This window comes from Pseudomonas putida group bacterium ESBL64, from assembly GCF_045277175.1.
Lineage (GTDB): Bacteria > Pseudomonadota > Gammaproteobacteria > Pseudomonadales > Pseudomonadaceae > Aquipseudomonas > Aquipseudomonas alloputida.
In genome coordinates this window covers 4,146,909-4,170,251 of sequence record NZ_CP145799.1, presented here as the reverse complement: position 1 = coordinate 4,170,251, position 23,343 = coordinate 4,146,909, and the positions used below count along the sequence as shown (strand labels likewise).

At 62.8% G+C, this 23,343-nt stretch carries 22 protein-coding genes; 4 read left to right on the top strand and 18 right to left on the bottom strand.

The window, feature by feature from the left end:
- Positions 1–387: 387 nt before the first annotated feature.
- Positions 388–891 (bottom strand): DUF523 domain-containing protein, encoded by a 504-nt coding sequence (locus tag V6093_RS18995; protein WP_108079015.1) that lies wholly within the window; start codon positions 889–891, stop codon positions 388–390.
- A complete protein-coding gene (locus tag V6093_RS18990) occupies positions 878–1,510 on the bottom strand; it encodes a 2OG-Fe(II) oxygenase (RefSeq protein ID WP_014861370.1) in 633 nt (210 codons plus the stop codon). The genes V6093_RS18995 and V6093_RS18990 overlap by 14 nt, the downstream gene beginning before the upstream one ends.
- 113 nt (positions 1,511–1,623) lie before the next feature.
- On the opposite strand from V6093_RS18990, the gene V6093_RS18985 reads away from it, so the two are divergent.
- A complete protein-coding gene (locus V6093_RS18985) occupies positions 1,624–2,376 on the top strand; it encodes a DUF2059 domain-containing protein (RefSeq protein WP_003248984.1) in 753 nt (250 codons plus the stop codon).
- Here V6093_RS18985 and V6093_RS18980 read toward each other — a convergent pair whose 3' ends face one another.
- Positions 2,377–3,303: an alpha/beta hydrolase gene (locus V6093_RS18980; protein ID WP_047603667.1), complete on the bottom strand. Its 927-nt coding sequence runs from the start codon at positions 3,301–3,303 to the stop codon at positions 2,377–2,379.
- A gap of 280 nt (positions 3,304–3,583) precedes the next feature.
- On the opposite strand from V6093_RS18980, the gene V6093_RS18975 reads away from it, so the two are divergent.
- The gene (locus V6093_RS18975; protein ID WP_047603668.1) at positions 3,584–4,153 is read left to right on the top strand and encodes a DUF6436 domain-containing protein; all 570 of its coding nucleotides are present in this window, start codon (positions 3,584–3,586) and stop codon (positions 4,151–4,153) included.
- On the opposite strand, the gene V6093_RS18970 is transcribed toward V6093_RS18975, so the two are convergent.
- Positions 4,132–4,698, bottom strand: a complete 567-nt coding sequence (locus V6093_RS18970; protein WP_047603669.1) for a sugar O-acetyltransferase — start codon at positions 4,696–4,698, stop codon at positions 4,132–4,134. The two genes, V6093_RS18975 and V6093_RS18970, sit on opposite strands and share 22 nt — an antisense overlap.
- An 86-nt stretch (positions 4,699–4,784) precedes the next feature.
- Between V6093_RS18970 and V6093_RS18965 the strand changes: the two genes are divergently transcribed.
- On the top strand, positions 4,785–7,151 hold the full coding sequence (locus V6093_RS18965) for a penicillin acylase family protein (protein WP_108079016.1): 2,367 nt from the start codon (positions 4,785–4,787) through the stop codon (positions 7,149–7,151).
- A gap of 134 nt (positions 7,152–7,285) precedes the next feature.
- On the opposite strand, the gene V6093_RS18960 is transcribed toward V6093_RS18965, so the two are convergent.
- From V6093_RS18960 to V6093_RS18910, 11 genes are all read right to left on the bottom strand, one after another.
- Entirely contained in the window at positions 7,286–8,071 is a 786-nt protein-coding gene (locus tag V6093_RS18960) for a MetQ/NlpA family ABC transporter substrate-binding protein (protein WP_016502129.1), read from the bottom strand.
- A gap of 175 nt (positions 8,072–8,246) precedes the next feature.
- On the bottom strand, positions 8,247–9,077 hold the full coding sequence (locus V6093_RS18955; RefSeq protein ID WP_004575844.1) for a sigma 54-interacting transcriptional regulator: 831 nt from the start codon (positions 9,075–9,077) through the stop codon (positions 8,247–8,249).
- 64 nt (positions 9,078–9,141) lie between these two features.
- A complete protein-coding gene (locus V6093_RS18950; protein WP_010955697.1) occupies positions 9,142–9,723 on the bottom strand; it encodes an alpha/beta hydrolase in 582 nt (193 codons plus the stop codon).
- A gap of 210 nt (positions 9,724–9,933) precedes the next feature.
- Complete coding sequence (locus V6093_RS18945) at positions 9,934–10,923, bottom strand: sulfate/molybdate ABC transporter ATP-binding protein (protein WP_003248965.1); 990 nt, start codon at positions 10,921–10,923, stop codon at positions 9,934–9,936.
- 3 nt (positions 10,924–10,926) lie between these two features.
- Positions 10,927–11,799, bottom strand: a complete 873-nt coding sequence (cysW, locus tag V6093_RS18940) for a sulfate ABC transporter permease subunit CysW (RefSeq protein ID WP_004575843.1) — start codon at positions 11,797–11,799, stop codon at positions 10,927–10,929.
- An 11-nt stretch (positions 11,800–11,810) separates the two neighbouring features.
- On the bottom strand, positions 11,811–12,629 hold the full coding sequence (gene cysT, locus V6093_RS18935; RefSeq protein ID WP_003248961.1) for a sulfate ABC transporter permease subunit CysT: 819 nt from the start codon (positions 12,627–12,629) through the stop codon (positions 11,811–11,813).
- Between the two features lie 185 nt (positions 12,630–12,814).
- On the bottom strand, positions 12,815–13,822 hold the full coding sequence (locus V6093_RS18930; protein WP_003248959.1) for a sulfate ABC transporter substrate-binding protein: 1,008 nt from the start codon (positions 13,820–13,822) through the stop codon (positions 12,815–12,817).
- Positions 13,823–13,872: 50 nt separating this feature from the next.
- Entirely contained in the window at positions 13,873–14,055 is a 183-nt protein-coding gene (gene oscA / locus V6093_RS18925; protein ID WP_003248957.1) for a sulfur starvation response protein OscA, read from the bottom strand.
- 233 nt (positions 14,056–14,288) lie between these two features.
- On the bottom strand, positions 14,289–17,342 hold the full coding sequence (locus tag V6093_RS18920) for an efflux RND transporter permease subunit (RefSeq protein WP_003248945.1): 3,054 nt from the start codon (positions 17,340–17,342) through the stop codon (positions 14,289–14,291).
- The gene (locus V6093_RS18915; protein ID WP_012054039.1) at positions 17,339–18,406 is read right to left on the bottom strand and encodes an efflux RND transporter periplasmic adaptor subunit; all 1,068 of its coding nucleotides are present in this window, start codon (positions 18,404–18,406) and stop codon (positions 17,339–17,341) included. Before V6093_RS18915 ends, V6093_RS18920 begins: the two co-directional genes overlap by 4 nt.
- Positions 18,403–19,491 (bottom strand): efflux RND transporter periplasmic adaptor subunit, encoded by a 1,089-nt coding sequence (locus tag V6093_RS18910; RefSeq protein WP_014861361.1) that lies wholly within the window; start codon positions 19,489–19,491, stop codon positions 18,403–18,405. The genes V6093_RS18915 and V6093_RS18910 overlap by 4 nt, the downstream gene beginning before the upstream one ends.
- Before the next feature lie 315 nt (positions 19,492–19,806).
- On the opposite strand from V6093_RS18910, the gene V6093_RS18905 reads away from it, so the two are divergent.
- Positions 19,807–20,262: an REP-associated tyrosine transposase gene (locus tag V6093_RS18905; protein WP_047603674.1), complete on the top strand. Its 456-nt coding sequence runs from the start codon at positions 19,807–19,809 to the stop codon at positions 20,260–20,262.
- Positions 20,263–20,368: 106 nt separating this feature from the next.
- Here the strand turns inward: V6093_RS18905 and V6093_RS18900 are convergent, their stop codons facing one another.
- Genes V6093_RS18900 through potA form a run of 3 tightly spaced genes read right to left on the bottom strand, consistent with a single transcriptional unit; the run spans position 20,369 to position 23,318 of the window.
- Entirely contained in the window at positions 20,369–21,262 is an 894-nt protein-coding gene (locus V6093_RS18900) for an ABC transporter permease subunit (protein WP_016712586.1), read from the bottom strand.
- Positions 21,259–22,179 carry an ABC transporter permease subunit gene (locus V6093_RS18895; protein ID WP_003253736.1) on the bottom strand — a complete coding sequence of 307 codons (921 nt, stop codon included), beginning with the start codon at positions 22,177–22,179 and terminating at the stop codon, positions 21,259–21,261. Before V6093_RS18895 ends, V6093_RS18900 begins: the two co-directional genes overlap by 4 nt.
- On the bottom strand, positions 22,176–23,318 hold the full coding sequence (potA, locus tag V6093_RS18890; RefSeq protein WP_003253733.1) for a polyamine ABC transporter ATP-binding protein: 1,143 nt from the start codon (positions 23,316–23,318) through the stop codon (positions 22,176–22,178). The genes V6093_RS18895 and potA overlap by 4 nt, the downstream gene beginning before the upstream one ends.
- Positions 23,319–23,343 lie beyond the last annotated feature (25 nt).

Sequence of the window (23,343 nt, the reverse complement as noted above, 5' to 3'; positions counted from 1 at the left end):
CTACACGACGGGCTGTGTCCAACCACCGATGTGTGTCCACCGCCAATCTGTGTAGGAGCGGGTTTACCCGCGAATACGGTAGCGGCGGCAATGGTGGACGCCGGGTGGAGATTGGCCAGCAGGGCCGGCCTCTTCGCGGGTAAACCCGCTCCTACACGACGGTCTGTGTCCAACCACCGATGTGTGTCCACCACCGATCTGTGTAGGAACGGGTTTACCCGCGAATGCGGTAGCGGCGGCAATGGTGAACGGCGGGTGGAGATTGGCCAGCAGGGCCGGCTTCTTCGCGGGTGAACCCGCTCCTACACGACGGGCTGTGTCCAACCCCCGATGGGTGTCCACCACCGCGGTAGGAACGGGTTCACCCGCGAAAGGGCCGGCACAGGTTCAAACAGATCTATCAGCCAAAGCCCGCTGCGCCTGGTCCAGCTCCAGCTCGCTGAACACCTGCACGCCCGCCCGCCGCAGCAGCGCCGTGGTTACCCCTTCCCCCGCCACTTTCACACCCCTGAAGGTGCCATCATAGGTCAACCGGTTGCCACACGAAGGGCTGCCAGACTTCAGCACCGCTACGCGAATGCCATGCCGCCGTACCAGCTCCAGCGCCAACTGCGCACCCGCCAGAAACGCGGCACTGACATCTTCACCCGTCACCGTCAGCACCTGCGTGTCGCCATCGAGCACTGCGCTGCCCTGCCCTCCCGGGATCTCCGCTGGTGGCCGCGGTGTCGGCAAGCCGCCGGCTACCTCCGGGCACAACGGCACTACGCGCCCTTCGGCCTGCCACTGCTGCAACAAATCAGGATGACCGCTTGCCCGGCCGTCATAGCGTACTGGCTGCCCCAACAGGCAGGCGCTCACCAGCACCTTGGGCCTCTCAGAACGGGTCATTGCCACGCCGCCTGAACCAGCCGGTCAACGACAACCGCTCACGCCCGGCCGGCAGGACTTCGTGAGGCACTTCGCCCGACAGGAATACCACCAGGCAACCGGCCACTGGCTCGACATCGTGCTCGACACCGTCGGCCAGGAACATACGCAACTGGCCACCGTCATGCGATTGCCAACCTTCATTGAGGTAAAGCACCGCTGAGACCATGCGACGGTCATCGTCGCGGAAGCGGTCCAGGTGCCGGCGATAGAACGCCCCCGGTGGGTACAGGGCAAAGTGGCACTCAAAGTCTTCCAGGCCCAGGAAAAGGCCTTGGTTGATTGCCAGGCGCAGCTGATCCATCGCCGCCAGGTACTGGTCGCAGGCCTCGGCCTGCCCCGGGTCGATCCACTGGATCTGGTCACCGCGAATGGCTTCGCGCACCTCCTGGGTAGCACCCCGCCCAACCCCTGCGGGGTTCAGTTCGCCTTCGGCATCACGCCGCCGGCACTCGGCTGCCAGCGCGCGCACCAGGTCGGCAGGCAGAAAGTGCGCCTGCTGGGACCAGCCATGGGTGGCCAGATCGTCGACGACGGCCGCAAGCATCGGGTGTTCAGGGGATATGTGCATGGCGCGCATCATATCCATTCGCCCTGTCGCCGCACAGCGCCACTTGGCCGAGAAACACGCGGGTATCTCGACAAACCGGCGCCGGGCCAAGGACAATAGCCACCTGCCGACAGGAGTCCTGAATGCGCCGTCTGTTTTCCCTGATTCTGCTGATGATCTGCACCATGCCTGTCTGGGCAGACAACCTGGATCAACTGTACAAGGCCGCCGGCTGGCCCGACCAGCGCGCCCACTTCAACGATGCCCTGACCGCTGCCCAGGAGCGCTACCGCAACAGTTTGCCACCCGCCGTCTACCAGGCGCTGGTCAACAACAGCAACCAGCGCTTCCAGGCCCAGGCGGTGGACCGTCGCGCCCAGGCAAAGCTGCGCGCCACCCTGGCCAACCCGGCACCGGCCCTGGCCTTCTTCCAGTCACCGCTAGGGCGCAAAGTGGTGGCGGCCGAGCTCAAGGCCACCCGCAAGGACGAACTGGCCAAGAACGCCAAAGGCCTGCCCAAGATCCAGGCCAGCGACGATCGCCTGCTGGTCATCGGCCACCTGGCCCAAGCCCTGCCTGCGCGTGAAGCCGGCGCCGAAGTCAGCCTTGCCATCGCCGGTGTAGCCGCCGACAGCCTCAGCTCGATGATCCCCGGCCTGTTCGGCGGCGGCCAGGCCCAGAACCTGCTGGATGGCCAGCGCCAGCGGTTGATGGGGCAGATTGGCGAAGACCTGAACAACACCCTGCTGTACGTCTACCGCGACCTGTCCGATGCCGAGCTGGAAGCGTTCGCCACCTTTGCCGAGTCGCCCGAGGGCAAGGCTTACTACCAGGCGGCCCTGGCCGCTGTACGCGCCGGCCTGGCGGTTGGCCAAAGCACCAACGACCTGAAGTGATCAGCCCAGGCGCTGGTCGATGAAGTCGAAGTAGCGCTGGCGGATACCCGGCAACTCGTTGGCCAGGTGGTGACGGGCCTCGGGCAGCATCAGGATCTGCGGCTCGGCAAACTTGGCCTTGAGCACTTCGAGGTTGTAGGGCCAGTCCACCGTGCCATCCGCCTCCCCCTGCACGATCAATGGCCGACGCGCACTGCGCGGCGCGGCCTCGATGCGTTTGACCCAGGCGATCAGTGCGCCCACCCAAGCCGTTGGCAGGCGGCGCGGTTGCAGCGGGTCGGCCTCCAGGAACGGCAGGAAGGCCGGGTCGTTGGTGTTCTCACTGAAGCGCCGTTCGATGCCATTGACGAAGTGGCGCAGCACGCAATAACTGAACTTCGACCAGCGCCAGGAACTTGGCCGCACCAGCGGGGCCAGCAGGATGACCTGGCCATCGACGGGGCTGCGTGCGCCCTGGTGCAGCAGATGGTCCACGGCAATCGCCCCCCCCGTGCTCTGCCCACAAAGGTGCCACGGGTGCGGCAGTTGCAGCGTGTGCGCCTGTTCGAACAAGGCCTCCAGCACCTGCTGGTACACCGCAAAATCATTGATGCTGGCCCGCTCACCGCTGGACAGGCCGTGGCCGGGCAGGTCACAGCTGATCACGGCGAAACCCTGCTTGAGTGCCCACTCGATCACATGTCGGTAGAGGCCCATGTGGTCGTAATAGCCGTGCAGCAGGAACAGCGTCGCGCTTGGCTGCTCGGGCAGCCATGCCTGCCCGACCAGGTCGAACCCCGCTGCCTGAAAGCTGCCCAGCCAGCTGTGTGCCGGCAGGTTCAGGCCATAGAAGCGCTGGTAGTCCTGCGCTTGTGCCGACAGTGGCTGGCGAGTGGTGAACGGCGCCAGGCTGGTGCGCAGGCGGTCGGGGTGAAAGGCAGGGGGCATCGGGTACATCCACATTGATGCAAGTATTGATCTGGAATCTTCAGCTTTGGCCGGCGCCATGGCAAGCTTGCTCACCTCGAACAACCAGCACCGAACTAATTGTGGGAGCGGCCTTGTGTCGCGAGCGGGCCGCAAAGCGGCCCCAGCGATCTGTGCATGATGCCGAGATCCTGGGGCCGCTGCGCGGCCCTTTCGCGACGCAAGGCCGCTCCCACAGGGATCGCGCCAGCTTTTAGAAATTGAGCAAGACAGTTGCTCCCACAAGGGCCACCGACTCTTCATGAATAGCCGAATCATCAAACCGCTGTGCACGGTCATCGCCTTGTTGGTCGGCGCCGTAATTCTCTGGCAGGCCTACAGCGCCTTTCAGGCTCGCTACCTGCGCCCGTTCGACAACCAGGCCACGCTGTTCGACGGCAGCCAGTTACAGTTACCTGCAGAGCTGGCCGGTGCTGGCCCGATCCGCGTCGTGCATTTCTGGGACCCGGCCTGCCCATGCAACGTTGGCAACCAACAGCACCTGGGCGACCTTATCAGCCAGTTCGCTGGCCACGACGTTACCTTCCATGTGCTGCAAAAGCCCGGCAGCCACGGCCAGCTACCGGCCAATATCGGTAGCTTGCAACCCATCACCCACCTGCCCGGCAGCGAGCACCTGCCTGCGTCCCCGGCCGTGGCCATCTGGGACCGGCAAGGCCGCCTGGCTTATTTTGGCCCCTACAGCGAAGGCGCCGTGTGCAACGCCAGCAACAGCTTCATCGAGCCAATCCTCAAGGCTTTGCTCGACGGCCGCCCGGTCAACGCCTCCAATACCCTGGCGGTAGGCTGCTACTGCCCTTGGTCGGGCTGACGGACCCTCGCCGGGTTACCCACCACCGTCGCGCCCGCGGGCACATCCCGGGTCACCACACTGCCGGCGCCGACGATGGCGTTATCACCGATGGTCACCCCCGGCAGGATGATCGCCGCACCGCCGATCCACACGTTGTCGCCGATGGTCACCGTCCGCCCACTCTCCAGCCCGCTGCGCCGCACTTCAGGATCGAGCGGATGGTCGGCGGTATAGATCTGCACGTTGGGGCCGATCTGGCAGTCCTCGCCGATACGCACCGGCACCACGTCGAGGATCACGCAGTTGAAGTTCATGAACGTATTACGGCCGACGCTGATGTTGTAGCCGTAGTCGCAATAGAACGGCGGGCGAATCACCGCGCCTTCGCCAACCTGGCCAAAGTGCTCCATAAGCAGCCCGTGGCGTGCGTCGTTGAGCAGTTCGACACTGTTGTTGTAGCGGTGCATCCAGTGCTTGTTGGCGATCTGCTCGGCCTGCAGTTCAGGGCAGCCAGCATGGTAGAGCTGGCCGGTGAGCATTTTGTGTTTTTCGCTGAGGGACATGGAAACTCCTTCCTGGGGCTATGCTCTGTTCGCGAATCCACCGATGATCGGACCACATTTTTCGTTTGAATGCACAAGGAGTCTGAATGAAGCGCAGCCTGACCCTGCTGGCGGTGGTAGTCACCGTTTCCGCTGGCGCCGCCGGTTACTGGTACGTGCAGGGGAAGCTGCCGCAGCGCGAGGGCGAGGTCGCCATTACCGGCCTGCAAGCACCGGTCAGCGTGCGCTACGACGCCCGCGGCGTGCCACACCTGCAGGCACAGAGCGAGCCGGACCTTTACCGTGCACTGGGCTACGTGCATGCCCAGGACCGGCTGTTCCAGATGGAGATTTTGCGCCGCCTGGCCCGTGGCGAACTGGCTGAGGTGCTCGGCGACAAGCTGCTGCCCACCGATACCCTGTTCCGCAGCCTGCGCATACGCGAGCAGGCCGCGCTGATGGCCAAGCGGCAGGATCCGCAGGCGCCGGCATGGCAGGCCCTGCAAGCCTACCTCGAGGGGGTCAACAGTTGGCAGGCCAGCCACCCCAAGCCCACGGAATTCGACCTGCTCGGCATCACCCCGCGCCCGTTCACCGCCGAGGACACGCTGAGCATCGCCGGCTACCTGGCCTACAGTTTTGCCGCCGCGTTCCGCACCGAGCCAGCGCTGACCTACATCCGCGACCAGCTGGGGCCTGACTACCTGAAAATATTCGACCTTGGCTGGCAACCCGAGGGCGCACTGGGCACGCCACTGGCCGCTGCCGACTGGCAAAGCCTGGAAGCACTTGCGCGCTTAAGCAATGAGGCACTGGGCGACGCCGGCATCCCGCAGTTCGAAGGCAGCAACGCCTGGGCGGTCGCGGGTAGCCGCACCCGCAGTGGCAAGCCGTTGCTGGCTGGCGACCCGCACATCAGCTTCGCCGTACCTGCGGTGTGGTACGAGGCCGAACTGTCAGCGCCCGGTTTCAATCTCTACGGCTATTTCCAGGCACTCAACCCGTTCGCTCTGCTCGGCCACAACCGTGATTTTGGCTGGAGCCTGACCATGTTCCAGAACGATGACGTCGACCTGATCGCCGAAAAGACCAACCCTGCCAACGCCGATCAGGTGATGGTCGATGGCCAGTGGCGCACACTGGAAAAGACCGAGCAGACGATTGCCGTCAAAGGCGAGCAGCCGGTCACCATCAGCCTGCGCCGCTCGCCCCATGGCCCGATCGTCAACGACGTACTGGGCAGCACCACTGGCCCCACGCCAATCGCCATGTGGTGGGCATTCCTAGAAACCGAAAACCCGATCCTCGACGGCTTCTACCAGCTCAACCGCGCCGATACCTTGGGCAAGATGCGCGAGGCCGCCGCCAAGGTTCACGCGCCCGGGCTCAACCTTGTCTGGGCCAATGCCCGTGGCGACATCGGCTGGTGGGCGGCGGCAAAGCTGCCAATCCGCCCCGACGGGGTCGACCCGGCGTTCATCCTCGACGGCACCCGCGCACAGGCCGACAAGCTCGGTTTCTACCCCTTCAGCGTCAACCCACAACAGGAAAACCCGGCCCGCGGCTATATCGTCTCGGCCAACCACCAGCCACCGGCGGCGGTGCCGATACCGGGTTACTACAACCTGCCCGACCGTGGCCGCCAGCTCGATCACCACCTGGCCAACCCAGAGGTGAAATGGGACACCCAAAACAGCCAGGCCCTGCAGTTGGACACCGCCAGTGACTATGGCCCGCGCACGCTTGCCCCGCTTCTGGCAACCCTGCGGGCGGTGGCAGAAGGTGATGAAGAGCAAGAGCTGGTCGAGCAACTGGCGGCTTGGGCTGGGGACTACCCGCTCGACTCGACCAGCGCCACGCTGTTCAACCAATTCCTTTATGAACTGGCATTCGCGGCCCTGCATGACGAGCTGGGCGATACCTGGTTCCCGGTGCTGATCAGCACCCGCGCCATCGACGCCGCCCTGCCACGCCTGGCAGCACAAGCCGATTCACCCTGGTGGAACACCCGTGGTGGCAGCCAGCGAACGGACCGTACCACCGTCGTGCGCACAGCGTGGCAAAGCAGCTTGAAGCACCTGCGCGACACCCTGGGCAGTGATCCGACCAGCTGGCAATGGGGCAAGGCCCATACCCTGACCCACAACCATCCGCTTGGGGTGAAAAAGCCGCTGAACCTGCTGTTCAACGTTGGGCCGTTCGCCGCACCTGGTACCCACGAAGTGCCGAACAACCTTTCGGCGAAGATCAGCGCTGCGCCATGGCCGGTAACCTATGGGCCGTCGACGCGGCGGCTGATCGACTTTGCCGATGCCGGGCAGGCCCTGACCATCAACCCGGTCGGGCAGAGTGGCGTGCCGTTTGACCGGCATTACGCGGACCAGGCTGAGGGGTATGTGCAGGGGCAGTATCAGCGGGCGCAGATGGGGGTAATCCCGGCGCAGACTACCTTACGGCTGGTACCCCCAAGGTAAGGGGCTGCTTTGCAGCCCGTTCGCAGCACAAGGCTGTCTCTACAGATGCTGCGTGTGCCTGCCCGTGCAGGGCAAAAAAAAAACGCCGACACTAAAGGTGTCGGCGTTGGCGCATACCGGGGTTGCAAGCGAAATCAGAACGCCGGCAGTACGGCACCTTGGTACTTCTTGGCAATGAATTCCTTCACTTCAGGGCTGGTCAGGGCCTTGGCCAGTTTCTGGATGGCTTCGCTGTCCTTGTTGTCCGGGCGGGCAACCAGGAAGTTCACGTACGGCGAGTCGGCACCTTCGATCACCAGCGCGTCCTTGGCCGGGTTCAGGCCGGCTTCCAGGGCGTAGTTGGTGTTAATCATGTCCAGGTCGACCTGGTCCAGCACACGCGGCAGCATGGCCGATTCAAGCTCGCGGAACTTCAGCTTCTTCGGGTTCTCGGCAATGTCCTTTGGCGTGGCCAGGGCGTTTTTCGGGTCTTTCAGGGTGATCAGGCCAGCCTTCTGCAGCAGGATCAGGGCGCGGCCGCTGTTGCTGCCTTCGTTAGGGATGGCAACGGTGGCGCCCTCCTTCAGCTCGGACAGGTTCTTGATCTTCTTCGAGTAACCACCGAACGGCTCGACGTGCACACCGATCACGGTTTCCAGGTGGGTGCCCTTGCCTTCGTTGAAGCTCTTCAAGTACGGCAGGGTCTGGAAGTAGTTGGCGTCCAGACGCTTCTGGTCCACCTGCACGTTCGGCTGTACGTAATCGGTGAAGACCTTGATCTGAAGGTCCACGCCTTCTTTTGCCAGGGTCGGCTTGATCAGTTCGAGAATTTCGGCGTGCGGTACCGGGGTAGCGGCAACCACCAGTTTCTCGGCAGCAGCGGCCAGGCCGGAGAACGACAGGGCAGCAGCCAGGGCAGTGGTCAGCAGGGTCTTCTTCATGGTGGTCCTTGTTCTGAATCTGGGCCATCGACGATGGCAAATCGGGTGCCCAACCGGTTCACCAGTGGGCTTGAGGCGGACGATACCCAAATTTTTTATTCCGCAACAATATCTTTTACTTAGCTGCTTATTCCAAAAACACAATACCATCAGCCTCTTTACCCATGAGCGATGTCTAACGCGCGGGGTCAGGCAGTTCGAGGTCTTCTGGCAGGATCTCTTCGCCGTCATTGACCAGCAAGGCAAAGTGGATGACGTTCTCCAGTTCGCGGGTATTGCCCGGCCAGAAATGCGCCTCCAACACCCGCTGCGCCGCCTCGCTCACCAAGGGCACAGGCCGTTGCAGGCGCACGCTGTAGATGCCCACGAAGTACTCGGCCAGCGGCAGGATATCGCCCGGCCGCTCGCGCAGCGGCGGCAGTTCCAGCGCGCCCTCGCGCAGATACTGGTACAGGCGCTCGTTGAAGCGCCCTGCACGTACTACACGGGCCAGGTCGATGCTGGTGGCGGCTACCAGACGCACATCCACCGGCTGTGGCTGCTGCGCGCCCACCCGAGTGACCTCGCGGTTTTCCAGGGCCGCCAGCAGCTTGCCTTGGATGGCCAACGGCAAGTCGGCAATCTCGTCCAGGTACAAGGTGCCGCCGCTGGCCGAACCGAACCAGCCGGCGCGGCTGCTGGCCGTACCGCCATGGGTGCCCGCGCTATAGCCAAACAGCTCGGCATCGGCGTAGGTGGGGCTGATGGCCGCGCAGTTGACCGACACGAACAACCCTCCACGGTCGCTGGTACGGTGGATCTGCCGAGCCAGCAGCTCCTTGCCGGTGCCGGTCTCGCCTCGGATCAGCACCGGCAAAGGTTGTGGCGCCAGGCGCTCAAGGTCCTCGCGCAGCTGCTGCGAGCGCGGGTCGATGAACACCAGCGCCTTGGCACGAATGCTCAGCGGGCTCTTGTCCAGCTCGGGGAAGGTCAGCAGCGGCTGGCCGAACGGGTTTTGAAACGTCATGACGAACTCCCGCCCCAGGCCCGTAATGGCCAGGCGTCAGGCAAAGGGTGAACAGTAAGGGCGATCAGGCGCGGCGCAGTGCGCGCTGCTCGATCCGGCTCTGCAAGCGATACAGGTAGGCGAAGCCTTGTTCCCAGCGCTCATGACCGGACTTGACGTTGATGTGCCCGGCATTGCTCAGCAAACCCGCTTCGGCGCCCCATGCCTGGGCCAGGTACAGCGCCCGTGGCACGTTCACGGCCGGGTCGTTGTCCGAGCTGACGACCTGGCTAGGGAACGGCAGCACCTCGGTAGGGATCGGCGCAAAGTTGCGCAGCACGGGTGCACAAGTGGGCCGTTCGACATCTGCCGGCGCCACCAGCAGTGCACCACGCACCTGCCGCAGCAAGGCTGGGCTTGCCTGCGCTGCCCAATGGGCGACAGTGATGCAACCAAGGCTGTGGGCAATCAGGATCACCGGCGAGCGCTCGGCGGCAATCGCCTGCTCCAGCGCGTGCACCCAGTCCTGCCGCTGCGGGGTGAGCCAGTCTTGCTGTTCAACCCGTGCACTGTTGGGCAGGGTGCGCTGCCAGTGACTCTGCCAATGGTTGTCTGGCGATCCTTGCCAACCCGGCACAATCAGGTAGCGAATCGACTCATTGCGCATGGGGACGCCTCCAGTAAGTTTGCGTGCTTGGAGACAAGTATAGGGAGGGCGAAATATTCGTAAAGGAATAAGAAGATATTTATTAATACCCATAGGGCATAACAAGTGCGCTACCGCCACTCGCTTGTAAAAGGCTGTAAAGCTGCCCTGTCAAACGTTCAGGCAAGAAAAACCCGGGACCATGCCCGGGCTCTCTTTTCCTTGTGCGACTCAGATATCCGCCACCTTCTGCCATACCTTCGGCCGGAAGAACAACGTCTCTCCCCGCGCCAGCCCGGTCAGGCTGTCATGGTCTTTCACCACCTCGGCCTCGATCAGCTCGCTCTGCCCTTCCACCTTCAAGGTCACCCGCGTGGTCGCGCCCAACGGCCGAATGTCGCGCACCTCGGCCGCATGGTGCCCTTCGGTCTCATGCCGCGACAGCGACACCTCGTGCGGGCGAAACAGCACGTGATGCCCTTCGCTCAAGGCCAGGCGGTTGGAGTCACCGAGGAAGTGATAGACGAAATCGTTGGCCGGCTGATCGTACACCTCACCCGGCGAGCCGATCTGCTCGATCACGCCCTTGTTCATGACCACGATGCGGTCGGCTACTTCCATGGCTTCTTCCTGGTCGTGGGTAACGAACACCGACGTCAGGTTGATATCCTCGTGCAGCCGCGCCAGCCAGCGCCGCAGCTCTTTTCGCACCTTGGCATCCAGCGCACCGAATGGCTCGTCCAGCAGCAGCACCTTCGGCTCCACCGCCAGGGCACGGGCCAGGGCGATACGCTGACGCTGGCCACCGGAAAGCTGCTCGGGGTAGCGGTCGGACAGCCAGTCCAGTTGCACCATGTTCAGCAGCTCATGCACCTTCTCGGCAATCTTGCTCTCGCTTGGGCGCTCGCCCTTGGGCTTCATGCGCAGGCCGAAAGCAACGTTGTCGAACACGCTCATGTGGCGGAACAGCGCGTAGTGCTGGAACACGAACCCGACGTTACGGTCACGCACGTCATGGCCGGAAACGTCCTCGCCATGGAACACGATGTTGCCCTGGTCCGGGGTTTCCAGGCCGGCAATGATGCGCAGCAGGGTGGTTTTGCCACAGCCGGACGGGCCGAGCAGAGCCACCAGCTCGCCGCTGTTGATGTCCAGGTTGATTGCGTTCAGGGCCTGGAAGCTGTTGAAGCGCTTGCTGACGTTACGAACTTCGATCGACATGAATCATTCCTCCGCGGCGCTATGGCGCAGGCGGTTAATACGGTTCTCGCTCCACTGCTTGAGCAGCAGGATGAAGAGCGCCAGGATCAGCAACAGGCTGGCCACGCTGAAGGCTGCGACGTGGTTGTACTCGTTGTAGAGAATCTCCACATGCAGCGGCAAGGTGTTGGTCACGCCACGGATGTGGCCCGACACCACCGACACCGCACCGAACTCGCCCATGGCCCGCGCGGTACACAGCACCACGCCGTAGATCAGCCCCCATTTGATGTTCGGCAGGGTCACGTGCCAGAACATCTGCCAGCCGTTGGCACCGAGCAGCCGTGCAGCCTCCTCCTCCTGCGTGCCTTGCTCCTGCATCAGCGGGATCAGCTCACGGGCCACGAACGGTACGGTAACGAAAATGGTCGCCAGGACAATGCCCGGCAGGGCGAACACGATCTGGATATCGTGGTCCTGCAGCCACGGACCGAACAGGCCCTGCGCGCCGAACATCAGCACGTAGACCAGGCCGGCGATCACGGGTGACACCGAGAACGGCAGGTCGATCAGGGTGACCAGGATGCTCTTGCCACGGAAGGTGTACTTGCTCACGCACCAGGCAGCGCTTACGCCAAATACCAGGTTCAGCGGCACCGAGATAACCACGGCGAGCAGGGTCAGCTTCAGCGCCGACAACGCATCGGGTTCGAAGATCGCCTCGAAGAAGGTGCCAAAACCGTTCTTCAGCGCCTGCGATACCACGATCACCAGCGGCAGCAGCAGGAACAGGGCGAACACCAGCCAGCCAAGGCCGATCAGGATACGCCGTGACGTGGCGCTGCCACGGCGGGCGGCGTTGGCTGCGGCACTTGCACTCAGGGATGAACTGGACATGCCGGCCTCCTTCAAGGGGTTTCGATGCGGCGCTGCAGCAGGTTGATCAGCAGCAGCAGGATGAAGGAAACCACCAGCATCAACACGCCGATGGCGGTCGCGCCGGTGTAGTCGTACTGGTCGAGCTTGACCATGATCAGCAGCGGCAGGATCTCGGTCTTCATCGGCATGTTGCCAGCAATGAAGATCACCGAACCATACTCGCCCACGCCACGGGCGAAGGCCAGGGCAAAGCCGGTGAGCCATGCCGGCAGCAGGGCCGGTGCCAGGATGTGGCGGAACACCTGCAATGGCTTGGCCCCCAGGCAGGCTGCGGCCTCTTCCACTTCACGCGGGATGTCGGCCAGTACCGGCTGCACCGTGCGCACCACGAACGGCAGGGTCACGAAGGTCAGTGCCAGGGTGATGCCCAGCGGGGTGTAGGCGATCTTGAAGCCCAGGTCGGTGGCGAACTGGCCGACCCAGCCCTGCGGCGCGTACAGGGCAGTCAGGGCGATACCGGCAACCGCGGTCGGCAAGGCGAACGGCAGGTCGATCATCGCATCGATGATCTTGCGCCCAGGGAAGGTGTAACGCACCAGCACCCAAGCCAGCAGGGTACCGATCACACCGTTGATGATGGCGGCGAACAGGGCAGTGCCGAAGCTCAGCTTGAGCGCAGCGATCACCCGCGGCGCACTGATGATGGTCCAGAACTGCTCGAAGGTCAGCTGCGAGGCATGGATGAACATGGCCGCCAGCGGTATCAGCACGATCAGGCTGAGGTACACCAAGGTGTAGCCCAGCGTCAGCCCGAAGCCGGGTATGACGGGGGAGATGCGACGCGACATAAATATCCCTGGTTGAACGCACTAAGCCCGGAAACAATCCCGGGCCGGTGCAAGCTTTTGTATCCTGGGGCTGCTTGGCAGCCCATTCGCGACACAAGGCCGCTCCCACAGGGGACTATGGTTCCTTGTGGGGGCGGCCTTGTGCCGCGAATGGGCCGTAACGCTGCCCCGCGTTCCTTTGGCCCTTACTGTGCCTGATAGATCTGGTCGAACACACCGCCATCATTGAAGAATTTCGGTTGTGCAGTCTTCCACCCACCAAAGTCCTTGTCGATGGTCACCAGGTCCAGTTTCGGGAACTGCTTGCCGAACTCCGCAGCGACTTTCTCGTCACGCGGGCGGTAGAAGTTCTCGGCGGCAATCTTCTGCCCGGCCGGGCTGTACAGGTGCTTGAGGTATTCGGTGGCAATCTCGGTATTGCCCTTCTTCTCGGCGTTCTTGTCGACCACGGCCACTGGCGGCTCGGCCAGGATCGACAGCGACGGCACGACGATGTCGAACTTGTCGGCACCCCCGTCTTCCTTCAGGGCCAGGAAGGCCTCGTTTTCCCAGGCCAGCAACACGTCGCCCTGGCCATTGTTGACGAAGGTAATGGTCGAACCACGGGCGCCGGTATCCAGCACCGGTACATGCTTGAACAGTTCCTGCACATAGGCCTTGGCCTTCTCTTCGCTACCGCCGGCCTTCAGGCCGTACGCCCATGCTGCGAGGAAGTTCCAGCGCGCACCGCCGGAGGTTTTCGGGTTCGGAGTGATGACCGACACGTCCTTCTTGATCAGGTCGCCCCAGTCCTTGATGCCTTTCGGGTTGCCCTTGCGCACCAGGAACACGATGGTCGAGGTGTACGGGGTGCTGGCGTCAGGCAGGCGGGTCTGCCAGTTCTCGGGCAGTGTCTTGCCAAGCTTGGCCACTTCGTCGATGTCACCGGCCAGGGCCAGGGTCACCACGTCAGCGCGCAGGCCGTCGATCACCGCACGGGCCTGCTTGCCCGACCCCCCATGGGATTGCTGGATTTTCACCTTGTCACCCGGATGGGCCTGTTGCCAGTGTTTGATGAACTCAGCGTTGTACTGCTGGTACAGCTCACGGGTCGGGTCGTAGGACACGTTGAGCAGTTCGTAGTCCTTGGCGATGGCGGAACCGGCAAAAACAGCACTGGCCAGGGCGGCGAGCGCATAACGGCGGATGGACATGGTGAAGCTCCCGATTGGCATTTTTCTAGTTTTGGATGTTGTGGCGCCGATCAGCCGGGCTTGTTGCCGGGCTGTTGCAGGCGGAACTTCTCCTTGCGCTCGATCTGTACGACCTGAGCGTTGTGCACGGTGATCTCCACCGCACCGAAACGCAGGTCGCGCAAGGCGCTCTGGATTTCACGCAAGATGGTGGCTTCGTCCTGACCGTCGATGCTACGCAGAGATGCACTCATGCTCGTTCTCCTTGGAGTGAGGGCGCCGGGCAGAGGTTTGAAGGGGATTTGCGCCTGGCTTGAGGGCAATAGTAGTGAGGCGGGATTATTCTTAAAAATACTGTTTAAGAATTTTTATATAACCATTTAAAAGCACACGCCCCTTGTAGGAGCGGGTTTACCCGCGAATACGGTGGTCGATGCACCATCGCATTCGCGGGTAAACCCGCTCCTACAAGGGGCCATATGGGCCTTCAGGCGTGTTTCTGCGGCTCGCGGATCTTGTACCAGGCCACGTACAGCGCCGGCAGGAACAGCAGCGTCAGCAAGGTCGCCACGATGATCCCGCCAATCATGGCGTAGGCCATGGGGCCCCAGAACACCTCGCGTGCAATCGGGATCATGCCCAGGCTCGCCGCCGCCGCGGTCAGCAGGATCGGCCGGCGCCGATGGTTGGTGGCCTCCACCACCGCATCCCACGGCGACAGGCCCTGGGCTTCGAACTCGTCGATCTGGGTCACCAGGATCACCGAGTTACGAATGATGATGCCCGCCAGCGCAAGGATGCCGAGGATCGCCACAAAGCCCATCGGCGTACCCGTAGGCACCAGCGCCAACACCACGCCAATCAGCCCCAGCGGCGCCACGCTGACCACCAGGAACAGCTTCTGCACGCTGTGCAACTGGATCATCAGGAAGGTCGCCATGAGGAACAGCATCAGTGGGATGACCTTGGCGATCGGCCCCTGGGCCTTGCTGCTTTCTTCAACCGTACCCCCCGTGGCCACTTCGTAACCGACCGGCAGCTTGCTGGCGAACTCGTCAATTTTTGGCTTCAGCTGGGCCACCAGGTCAGTGGGCTGGATCTCGCCATTGACTGAGGCCTTGATGGTGATGGTCGGCTTGCGGTCGCGGCGCCACACCAGCGGCTGTTCCAGTTCGTAGCGCACGGTGGCGAACGACAGCAGCGGGATCGACGTGCCGTTAGGGGTGAGAATTTGCAGGTTCTGCAGGGTATCAGGCGAGCCACGCTCGCTGTCTTCGGCGCGCGCGACCACATCGACCAGGTAGATGTTGTCGTTGACCTGGGTGATCTGCACGCCACTGACGATGCTGTTCATCACATTGGCAACATCTTCGGACGACAGCCCCAGCTGGCGTGCCTTGTCCTGGGCAATTTCCACGCGCAGCACCTTACCCGGCTCGTTCCAGTCGTAGATCATCTCGCCGATGTGCTCGTTCTGGTCGAGCAAGGTGGCCAGCTCGATGGCGTGTTTGCGCACCTGGTCGATGTCGGCACCGCTGACCCGGTACTGGATCGGCCGGCCTACCGGCGGGCCCATCTCCAGCGATTGCACGTTGGTGCCGACGCCGACGAACTCTTCGTGCAGGATCTTCTGCAGGCGGTCCATCATGGCCTCACGCTCTTCGAAGCCCTTGCTGACAATCACCAGCTGCGCGTAGTAAGGGTTCTGCAACTGCTGATCGAGGGGCAGGTAGAAGCGGATCGCGCCCTGGCCGATGTAGGTACTCCAGTGCACCAGGTCCGGGTCGTCCTTGATCCGTGCCTCGAAGCGGTCGACCACCTTGCGCGTCTCCTCGATCGAGGCGTTCTGCGGCAGGTTGAGGTCGACGAGAATTTCCGGGCGGTCCGAGGACGGGAAAAACTGGTTCTGCACAAAACGCATGCAGAAGATCGCCAGGGCAAACAGCACCACGGTGCCGATGATGGTCAACCAGCGGTTGCGCATGCACCACAGCAACCCGCCTTCAAATGCCCGCCCGACCCGGCCAGGCTCAGCCTCGTGAGCCTTGAGCTTGTCGCCTTTGAGAATATGCACGCCAAGCACCGGCGCGAAGAACACAGCCACCACCCACGACACGATCAGGGCCACGGCAATCACCGCGAACAGGGTGAAGGTGTATTCACCCGCAGAGCTGGCGTTGAGGCCGATAGGCACGAACCCGGCCACGGTCACCAAGGTGCCGGTAAGCATGGGGAAGGCTGTGGAGGTGTAGGCGAACGTCGCCGCCTGCTCCTTGCTTTCACCCATTTCCAGCCGCGTGACCATCACCTCCACGGTAATCATCGCATCGTCCACCAGCAGGCCAAGCGCAATGATCAGCGCCCCCAGCGAAATACGCTGCATGGTGATGCCGCTGTACTCCATGAACACGAACACCATGGCCAGCACCAGCGGGATCGAGCAGGCCACCACCAGCCCGGCGCGCACGCCAAGACTGACAAAGCTCACGGCCAGCACGATCACCACCGCCTCGAACAGCGCGCTGGTGAAACCGCCGACCGCCTGCTTGACCACCACGGCCTGGTCAGAAACGGTGTGTACACCGACACCCACCGGCAGGTCCTGGACCACCTGGTCCATGCGCTTTTTCAACGCCGCACCGAACACCTGGATGTTGCCGCCGGCCTTCATGCCGATGGCCAGGCCAAGGGCTGTCTGGCCGTTGTAACGGAACATTGGCGAGGGTGGGTCGACATAGCCGCGCTCGATGTCGGCGATATCAGCCAGGCGGAAGAAGCGGTCGTTGATCCTCAAGTTGACGGATTGCAGGTCTTTTTCCGAGGCAAACTGCCCGGACGTGCGCACCGAGATGCGCTCCGGGCCGGCCTCGATCATGCCGGCCGGCGTCACCGCATTCTGCGCTTGAAGTGCCTGCATTACCTGGCGCTGGTCAATGCCCAGGGCAGCCAGCTTGCGGGTGGAGAAGTTCAGGTAAAGCACTTCGTCCTGGGTACCGACCAGCTCGATCTTGCCGATGTTGGGTACATCGCGGACCTCGGCCCTTGCCTGTTCCACGTAGTCCCGCAGTTGGCGCAGCGTCAGGCCGTCGGCGGTAAAGGCATAGATCGAACCGAATACATCACCGAATTCGTCGTTGAAGCCCGGCCCCTGGATACCGGCAGGAAATTCGCCACGAATGTCCTGGATCTTCTTGCGCACCTGGTACCAGATTTCCGGGATGTCCTTGGCCTTGGTGGTGTCGCGAAGGTACACGTAGACCGTGGACTCGCCGGGGCGGGTGTAGCTTTTGGTGTAGTCGAGTGAATCGAGTTCCTCGAGCTTCTTCTCGATACGGTCGGTGACCTGGTAGAGGGTTTCGTCCTGGGTTGCACCGGGCCAGCGGGTCTGGATGACCATGGTCTTGATGGTGAACGACGGGTCTTCCTCACGGCCCAGGTTGAAGTAGGAAAAAATCCCCATCAACAGGCCAACGAACATCAGGTACCAGACGAACGATTGATGCTTGAGCGCCCAGTCGGACAGGTTGAAGCTTCCTTTCATTGCGCATCCTCGTCGAAGATGACCTTCTGGCCAGGCTTGAGGCTGTTGACGCCGGCAGTGACCACACGCTCACCGGGCTGCACGCCGGCGCTCAGTACGATGCTGTCATCGGTGCGGTCGATCAGCGCCACGTCACGGGTGGCCACGGTCTTGTGCTGCGTATCGATCACCCACACCTGGGTCTTGCCGTCGCGCTCGAGCAAGGCACTCAAGGGCAGTTCGCTGCGCGGGGACACTTCCGAGCTAAGGGTCACACTGATGGCGGTGCCAAGGTGAAAGGCCGCCGGTGTGCTGGCCAGGGTCAGGCGAGCACGGCGGGTCCGGGTGGTGGCATCGGCCTGGGGCTCCAGTTCGCGCAGGCTGGCCGTGGTGTTGATGGTCGGGTCCAGTTGCGAAGCAACGGTGAAGGTCAGGCCTTTGCTCAACTGCTCGGCCAGATCGATCGGCAGGTCGATTACCGCTTCCTTCACGTCCGGCCGGGCCAGGGTCACCACGGCTTGCCCGGCGGTAACGGTTTGCCCGGCTTCGGCCTGCCACGCGGTAATCACGGCAGCGTGGTCGGTACGCAGGGTGCTGTAGTCGAGCTGGTCGCGGGCCTGGCTGACGGCGGAGCGCGCCTGCTCCAACGCCGCGCTGGTGGTTTTCAGGTTGGTCTGGGCAATATCCAGCTGTGCCTGGGCGCCTACCCCACGGTCATACAGCTGCTGCTGGCGACGGGCATCGGCCTGGGCGTTGATCCACTGTGCCTGCACCTTGGCCAGATCGCCTTCGGCGGCGCGCAGCTGGTTCTGCTGGTCGGTGGGGTCCAGGGTGGCCAAGGTGTCACCCGGTTTCACCTGGGCGCCCACGTCCAGCCAGCGCCGGGCAATGCGCCCGGAAACCCGGAAGCCCAAGGTGCTTTCGAAGCGCGCCTGGATACTGCCGGCGAAGCGGCCCAGCTGCGACTGCACCTGGGGTTCGACCTTGACCGACAGCACTGGCCGGATCGCCTCTGGTGCCTCTTCTTCGCTACTGCAACCGACCAGCAGCACCCCGGCCGACAGCATCAGCAGCAGACGCTTCATAGCTCACCCCCTGGGCCCTTGGCGTCGACCTTCTGTACCTGCATGCCGGGGTGCAGCAACTGGCCGCCATTGACCACTACGGTCTCGCCGGCTTTCAGGCCGCTGGCGACCACGATCTTGCCGGTGAGGTAACGGCGGATTTTGACTTTGCGCAGTTCCACCTTGTCGCCCTCGCCCACCACCCACACGGCAGGCTCATGCAAGGCCTTGGTCAGCGCCGACCACGGCAGCTCGATGCTGGGCCGGCCCTGGGCATTGGTGGTGGCAGTAACCGGTGCCCCCAATTGCATCCCGGGCGGCACGTCCTTGAGCCCCACCTTGACCTGCACGGTGCCGCTTTGCGCCGACACGGTGGGGGTTATTTCGCGCACGAAGCCACGGGCCTGGACCTTGGGATCGTCCAGCAGGCTCACGACTACCCCGGCATCGCTGGGCGGCGCCACCAGCAGCGACTCGTAGACGTTGAACACCGCATCGCGGTCGCCATCGACGGCCAGGCTGAAGATCGGCATGGTCGCCTGCACCACCTGGCCGACCTCGGCCTGACGCTCGGTGATCACCCCGGCGGCCTCGGAGACCAGTGCGGTGTAGCTGAGTTGCTCGTTGGCATTGGCCAGTTGCGCCTGGGCGGCCTTGAGTGCGCTCTGATTGCTGCGCAGCGCGGCCTCGGCAGCATCGTACTCGCTCTGGCTGGTGTAGCCCTTGGGCAGCAGTTTTTGCTGGCGCACGAAGGCCGCACTGGTCTGGGTGACCCGCGCCTGCGCGGCGAATACCTCGGCCTTGGCCGAGTCGACATTGTTCTGCAGGTCTTTCGGGTCAAGCCGGGCCAGCACCTGGTTGGCCTTGACGTGATCGCCTACGTCGACGCTACGCGAAATGATCTTGCCGCCGACGCGGAATGACAAATCGGTCTGCACCCGTGCCTGTACGTCGCCGGTCAGGGTGACCCTGGCAGCGAAATCGGTGGGTTGTACCTGCTGCACCCCCACCCGAGGCAGCGTCTTGGGGACCTCTTCCTTGCTACAGCCGGTGAGCATGTACAACAACACCAGACAGATGACCGACAGCGGACGCATCAACGCCATGCTGGCTCCTTGCTTGCGCACAAATGATTTGTGGGATGCGACTGTGAGCGTAGTTCAGGGTTCGATAAACATCACTGGCGGGGGCCATGCTGGCATTTTTGGTGCCTGTGGGGGCCTCTTCGCGGGCACGCCCGCTCCCACAGAGAGAGCGCACTATTTGAGACCTGCGCGGTACCTGTGGGAGCGGGCGAGCCCGCGAACAGGCCTCCACAGCCAGGTATCAGTATCTGCCATATCCAGAAACCATCGGTCTTCTGCCATCCCCGCTCCAACCGCTACCTTTCACAGGGAGGTTCACATTCAAGGAAGATCAAAATGCCGTTAGCCGAATCCCACCGACTGCGCCGCGGGCGCTTCTCCGAGCCTGGCAGGCTCTACATGCTGGCCACCATCACGCATCAACGCAAACCACTGTTCCGCGACTTCCACCATGCCCGTCTGGTGGTCAAACACCTTCGGGTCTCAGATGACATTCAGGACTGCCAATCGTTGGCCTGGGTAGTGATGCCGGACCATCTGCATTGGCTGATCGAGCTGAAAGAAGTGACATTGGGAACGCTGATGCACAAGTTCAAATCACGCACAGCGATTGCCTTGCGCAAGGCCGGTGTCGGGCACAAGCCGATATGGCAATCGGGTTACCAGGACCATGCGCTGCGGCGCGAAGAGTGTGTGGTTCATGTAGCCCGGTACATTGTTGCCAATCCCTTGAGGGCTGGATTGGTCAGAAGTATCAGGGACTATCCACATTGGGATGCGGTATGGCTTTGAATCGGTGCTGGAGCCTTCGCGGGCATGCCCGCTCCCACAGGGCTCACCACAACCCTGAAGGCTGTGAGGTCCCTGTGGGAGCGGGCGTGCCCGCGAAAGGGCCAGGTCAGGCCGACGCAGCCACCTGCGCCGGGCGCTTGACCTGCGGCTGCGAAGCGTTGGCTGCAGCACCCTCTTCGATCGCCTGCTGAATCGCCTTGCGACGACGCTCTTCGGCCTGGCGGCTGAAGTACCAGACGAAGAAGGTCACCAGCGATACCGACAGCAAGATCAGGCTGGCCACGGCGTTGATCTCCGGTTTCACACCCAGACGCACCGCCGAGAACACTTCCATCGGCAAGGTGGTCGAGCCAGGCCCGGAGACGAAGCTGGCCAGTACCAGGTCGTCCAGCGACAGGGCGAACGACATCATGCCGCCCGCCGCCAGCGATGGCGCGATCATCGGGATGGTGATCAGGAAGAACACCTTCCACGGCTTGGCACCCAGGTCCATCGCCGCTTCCTCGATCGACAGGTCCAGCTCACGCAGGCGAGCCGACACCACCACCGCCACATACGCCGCACAGAACGTTGTATGGGCGATCCAGATGGTGACGATACCCCGCTCCTGCGGCCAGCCGATCATCTGCGCCATGGCCACGAACAGCAGCAACAGCGACAGACCGGTGATCACTTCGGGCATTACCAGCGGCGCAGTGACCAGGCCACCGAACAGCGTGCGGCCCTTGAAGCGGGTGACGCGGGTCAGCACGAAGGCCGCCAGGGTACCCAGCGCCACTGCCGCCACCGCCGTGTAGCAGGCGATTTCCAGCGAGCGCATCACCGAACCCATCAGCTGGGTGTTGTCGAGCAGGCCGACGTACCATTTGATCGACCAGCCGCCCCACACCGTCACCAGCTTGGAGGCGTTGAACGAGTAGATCACCAGGATCAACATCGGCAGGTAGATGAACAGCAAGCCGAGCACCAGCATCAGCTTGGAGAAACTGAAGCGTTTCATGCGCGGCCCTCCATCTCTTTGGCCTGGCTACGGTTGAACAGCAGGATCGGCACGATCAGGATCGCCAGCATCACCACTGCCAGGGCGGATGCCACCGGCCAGTCACGGTTGTTGAAGAACTCCTGCCACAGCACTTTACCGATCATCAGGGTTTCCGGGCCGCCGAGCAGTTCCGGGATCACGAACTCGCCCACCACCGGGATGAACACCAGCATGCAGCCGGCGATGATGCCGTTTTTCGACAGCGGTACCGTGATCTTCCAGAAGCTGTTGAAGGTGCTCGAACCCAGGTCGGAGGCAGCTTCGAGCAGGCTCGGATCATGCTTCACCAGGTTGGCGAACAGCGGCAGGATCATGAACGGCAGGTACGAATAGACCACGCCGATGTACACCGCCAGGTTGGTGTTGAGGATCTGCAACGGCTGGTCGATCAAGCCGGTCCACAGGAGGAAACCGTTGAGCAGGCCGTTGTTGCTGAGGATACCCATCCAGGCATAGACGCGGATCAGGATCGCGGTCCAGGTTGGCATCATGATCAGCAACAGCAGGACCGTCTGGGTCTCCTTCTTGGCGTTGGCAATGGCGTAGGCCATCGGGAAGCCGATCAGCAGGCACAGCAGGGTGCTGAAGAACGCCATCTTCAACGAACCCAGGTAGGCCGAGAGGTACAGCTCATCCTCGGTCAACAGCCCGTAGTTGGCCAGGTTGAGGACCAGCTGGATCTTGTCTTCGACGTAGGTGTAGATCTCGGTATACGGCGGGATTGCCACATCAGCTTCGGCAAAACTGATCTTCAGGACGATGAAGAACGGCAGCATGAAGAACAGGAACAGCCAGATGAACGGCACGCCGATCACCAAGTGCCGCCCCTCCGGGACCAGACGCTGGAAGGCTCGCTTGAGCTTGCGCAGTTTCATGACCGCAGTACCACGCCGCTGTCGTCTTCCCACCATACGTACACTTCATCGCCCCAGGTCGGACGGGTACCTTGGCGCTCGGCGTTGGCAACGAACGACTGCACGATCTTGCCGCTCGGCAGCTCCACATAGAACACCGAGTGGCCGCCCAGGTAGGCGATGTCGTGGATCTTGCCGCGCGACCAGTTGTGCTCGCAGGTTGGCTGCTGGGTGGTGACCAGCATCTTTTCCGGGCGCAGGGCGTAGGTGATGTGCTTGTCTTCCACCGAGGTGGTGATGCCGTGGCCCACGTAGATCTTGCGCTCCAGCTCCGGGCTGGCAATGATCGCGTAGCCTTCGGCGTCGTCGACCACGTCACCTTCGAACAGGTTGACGTTACCGATGAACTCGCACACCAGGCGGCTGGTAGGTGTCTCGTAGATGTCCACTGGCGAGCCGATCTGGGCGATCCAGCCCAGGTGCATGATGGCGATGCGCTGGGCCATGGTCATGGCCTCTTCCTGATCGTGGGTCACCATCACGCAGGTTACACCCACGCGCTCGATGATCTCGACCAGCTCCAGCTGCATCTGCGAACGCAGTTTCTTGTCCAGCGCACCCATCGGCTCGTCGAGCAGCAGCAGTTTGGGGCGCTTGGCCAGCGAGCGGGCCAACGCCACACGCTGACGCTGGCCGCCCGACAACTGGTGCGGCTTGCGCTTGGCGTACTGGGTCATGTGCACCAGCTTGAGCATCTCGGCCACGCGGGCATCGATCTCGGCCTTGGGCATCTTGTCCTGCTGCAGGCCGAAGGCGATGTTCTGCGCCACGGTCATGTGCGGGAACAGCGCGTAGGACTGGAACATCATGTTGATCGGCCGCTCGTACGGCGGCATGTCGGTGATGTCGACGCCATCGAGGAAGATCCGCCCTTCGGACGGGCGCTCGAAGCCGGCCAGCATGCGCAGCAAGGTGGACTTGCCGGAACCGGAGCCGCCCAGCAGGGCGAAGATCTCGCCCTTGCGGATTTCCAGGGACACATCGTCCACGGCTACCGTTTCGTCGAACTTTTTCGTGACCCGGTCGATCTTGACCAGCACCTGCTTGGGTTGCTGGCCACCCTCGAGGGCTTTTTTATAGGCACCGGAGGCAACTGCCATGAGTGAAACTCCCAACAAGATTTTT

Bases quoted from the DNA above. Each gene is read 5' to 3' on its own strand.
- V6093_RS18995 (WP_108079015.1), bottom strand. From the start codon at position 891: ATGACCCGTTCTGAGAGGCCCAAGGTGCTGGTGAGCGCCTGCCTGTTG.
- V6093_RS18990 (WP_014861370.1), bottom strand. From the start codon at position 1,510: ATGCGCGCCATGCACATATCCCCTGAACACCCGATGCTTGCGGCCGTC.
- V6093_RS18985 (WP_003248984.1), top strand. From the start codon at position 1,624: ATGCGCCGTCTGTTTTCCCTGATTCTGCTGATGATCTGCACCATGCCT.
- V6093_RS18980 (WP_047603667.1), bottom strand. From the start codon at position 3,303: ATGCCCCCTGCCTTTCACCCCGACCGCCTGCGCACCAGCCTGGCGCCG.
- V6093_RS18975 (WP_047603668.1), top strand. From the start codon at position 3,584: ATGAATAGCCGAATCATCAAACCGCTGTGCACGGTCATCGCCTTGTTG.
- V6093_RS18970 (WP_047603669.1), bottom strand. From the start codon at position 4,698: ATGTCCCTCAGCGAAAAACACAAAATGCTCACCGGCCAGCTCTACCAT.
- V6093_RS18965 (WP_108079016.1), top strand. From the start codon at position 4,785: ATGAAGCGCAGCCTGACCCTGCTGGCGGTGGTAGTCACCGTTTCCGCT.
- V6093_RS18960 (WP_016502129.1), bottom strand. From the start codon at position 8,071: ATGAAGAAGACCCTGCTGACCACTGCCCTGGCTGCTGCCCTGTCGTTC.
- V6093_RS18955 (WP_004575844.1), bottom strand. From the start codon at position 9,077: ATGACGTTTCAAAACCCGTTCGGCCAGCCGCTGCTGACCTTCCCCGAG.
- V6093_RS18950 (WP_010955697.1), bottom strand. From the start codon at position 9,723: ATGCGCAATGAGTCGATTCGCTACCTGATTGTGCCGGGTTGGCAAGGA.
- V6093_RS18945 (WP_003248965.1), bottom strand. From the start codon at position 10,923: ATGTCGATCGAAGTTCGTAACGTCAGCAAGCGCTTCAACAGCTTCCAG.
- cysW (WP_004575843.1), bottom strand. From the start codon at position 11,799: ATGTCCAGTTCATCCCTGAGTGCAAGTGCCGCAGCCAACGCCGCCCGC.
- cysT (WP_003248961.1), bottom strand. From the start codon at position 12,629: ATGTCGCGTCGCATCTCCCCCGTCATACCCGGCTTCGGGCTGACGCTG.
- V6093_RS18930 (WP_003248959.1), bottom strand. From the start codon at position 13,822: ATGTCCATCCGCCGTTATGCGCTCGCCGCCCTGGCCAGTGCTGTTTTT.
- oscA (WP_003248957.1), bottom strand. From the start codon at position 14,055: ATGAGTGCATCTCTGCGTAGCATCGACGGTCAGGACGAAGCCACCATC.
- V6093_RS18920 (WP_003248945.1), bottom strand. From the start codon at position 17,342: ATGAAAGGAAGCTTCAACCTGTCCGACTGGGCGCTCAAGCATCAATCG.
- V6093_RS18915 (WP_012054039.1), bottom strand. From the start codon at position 18,406: ATGAAGCGTCTGCTGCTGATGCTGTCGGCCGGGGTGCTGCTGGTCGGT.
- V6093_RS18910 (WP_014861361.1), bottom strand. From the start codon at position 19,491: ATGGCGTTGATGCGTCCGCTGTCGGTCATCTGTCTGGTGTTGTTGTAC.
- V6093_RS18905 (WP_047603674.1), top strand. From the start codon at position 19,807: ATGCCGTTAGCCGAATCCCACCGACTGCGCCGCGGGCGCTTCTCCGAG.
- V6093_RS18900 (WP_016712586.1), bottom strand. From the start codon at position 21,262: ATGAAACGCTTCAGTTTCTCCAAGCTGATGCTGGTGCTCGGCTTGCTG.
- V6093_RS18895 (WP_003253736.1), bottom strand. From the start codon at position 22,179: ATGAAACTGCGCAAGCTCAAGCGAGCCTTCCAGCGTCTGGTCCCGGAG.
- potA (WP_003253733.1), bottom strand. From the start codon at position 23,318: ATGGCAGTTGCCTCCGGTGCCTATAAAAAAGCCCTCGAGGGTGGCCAG.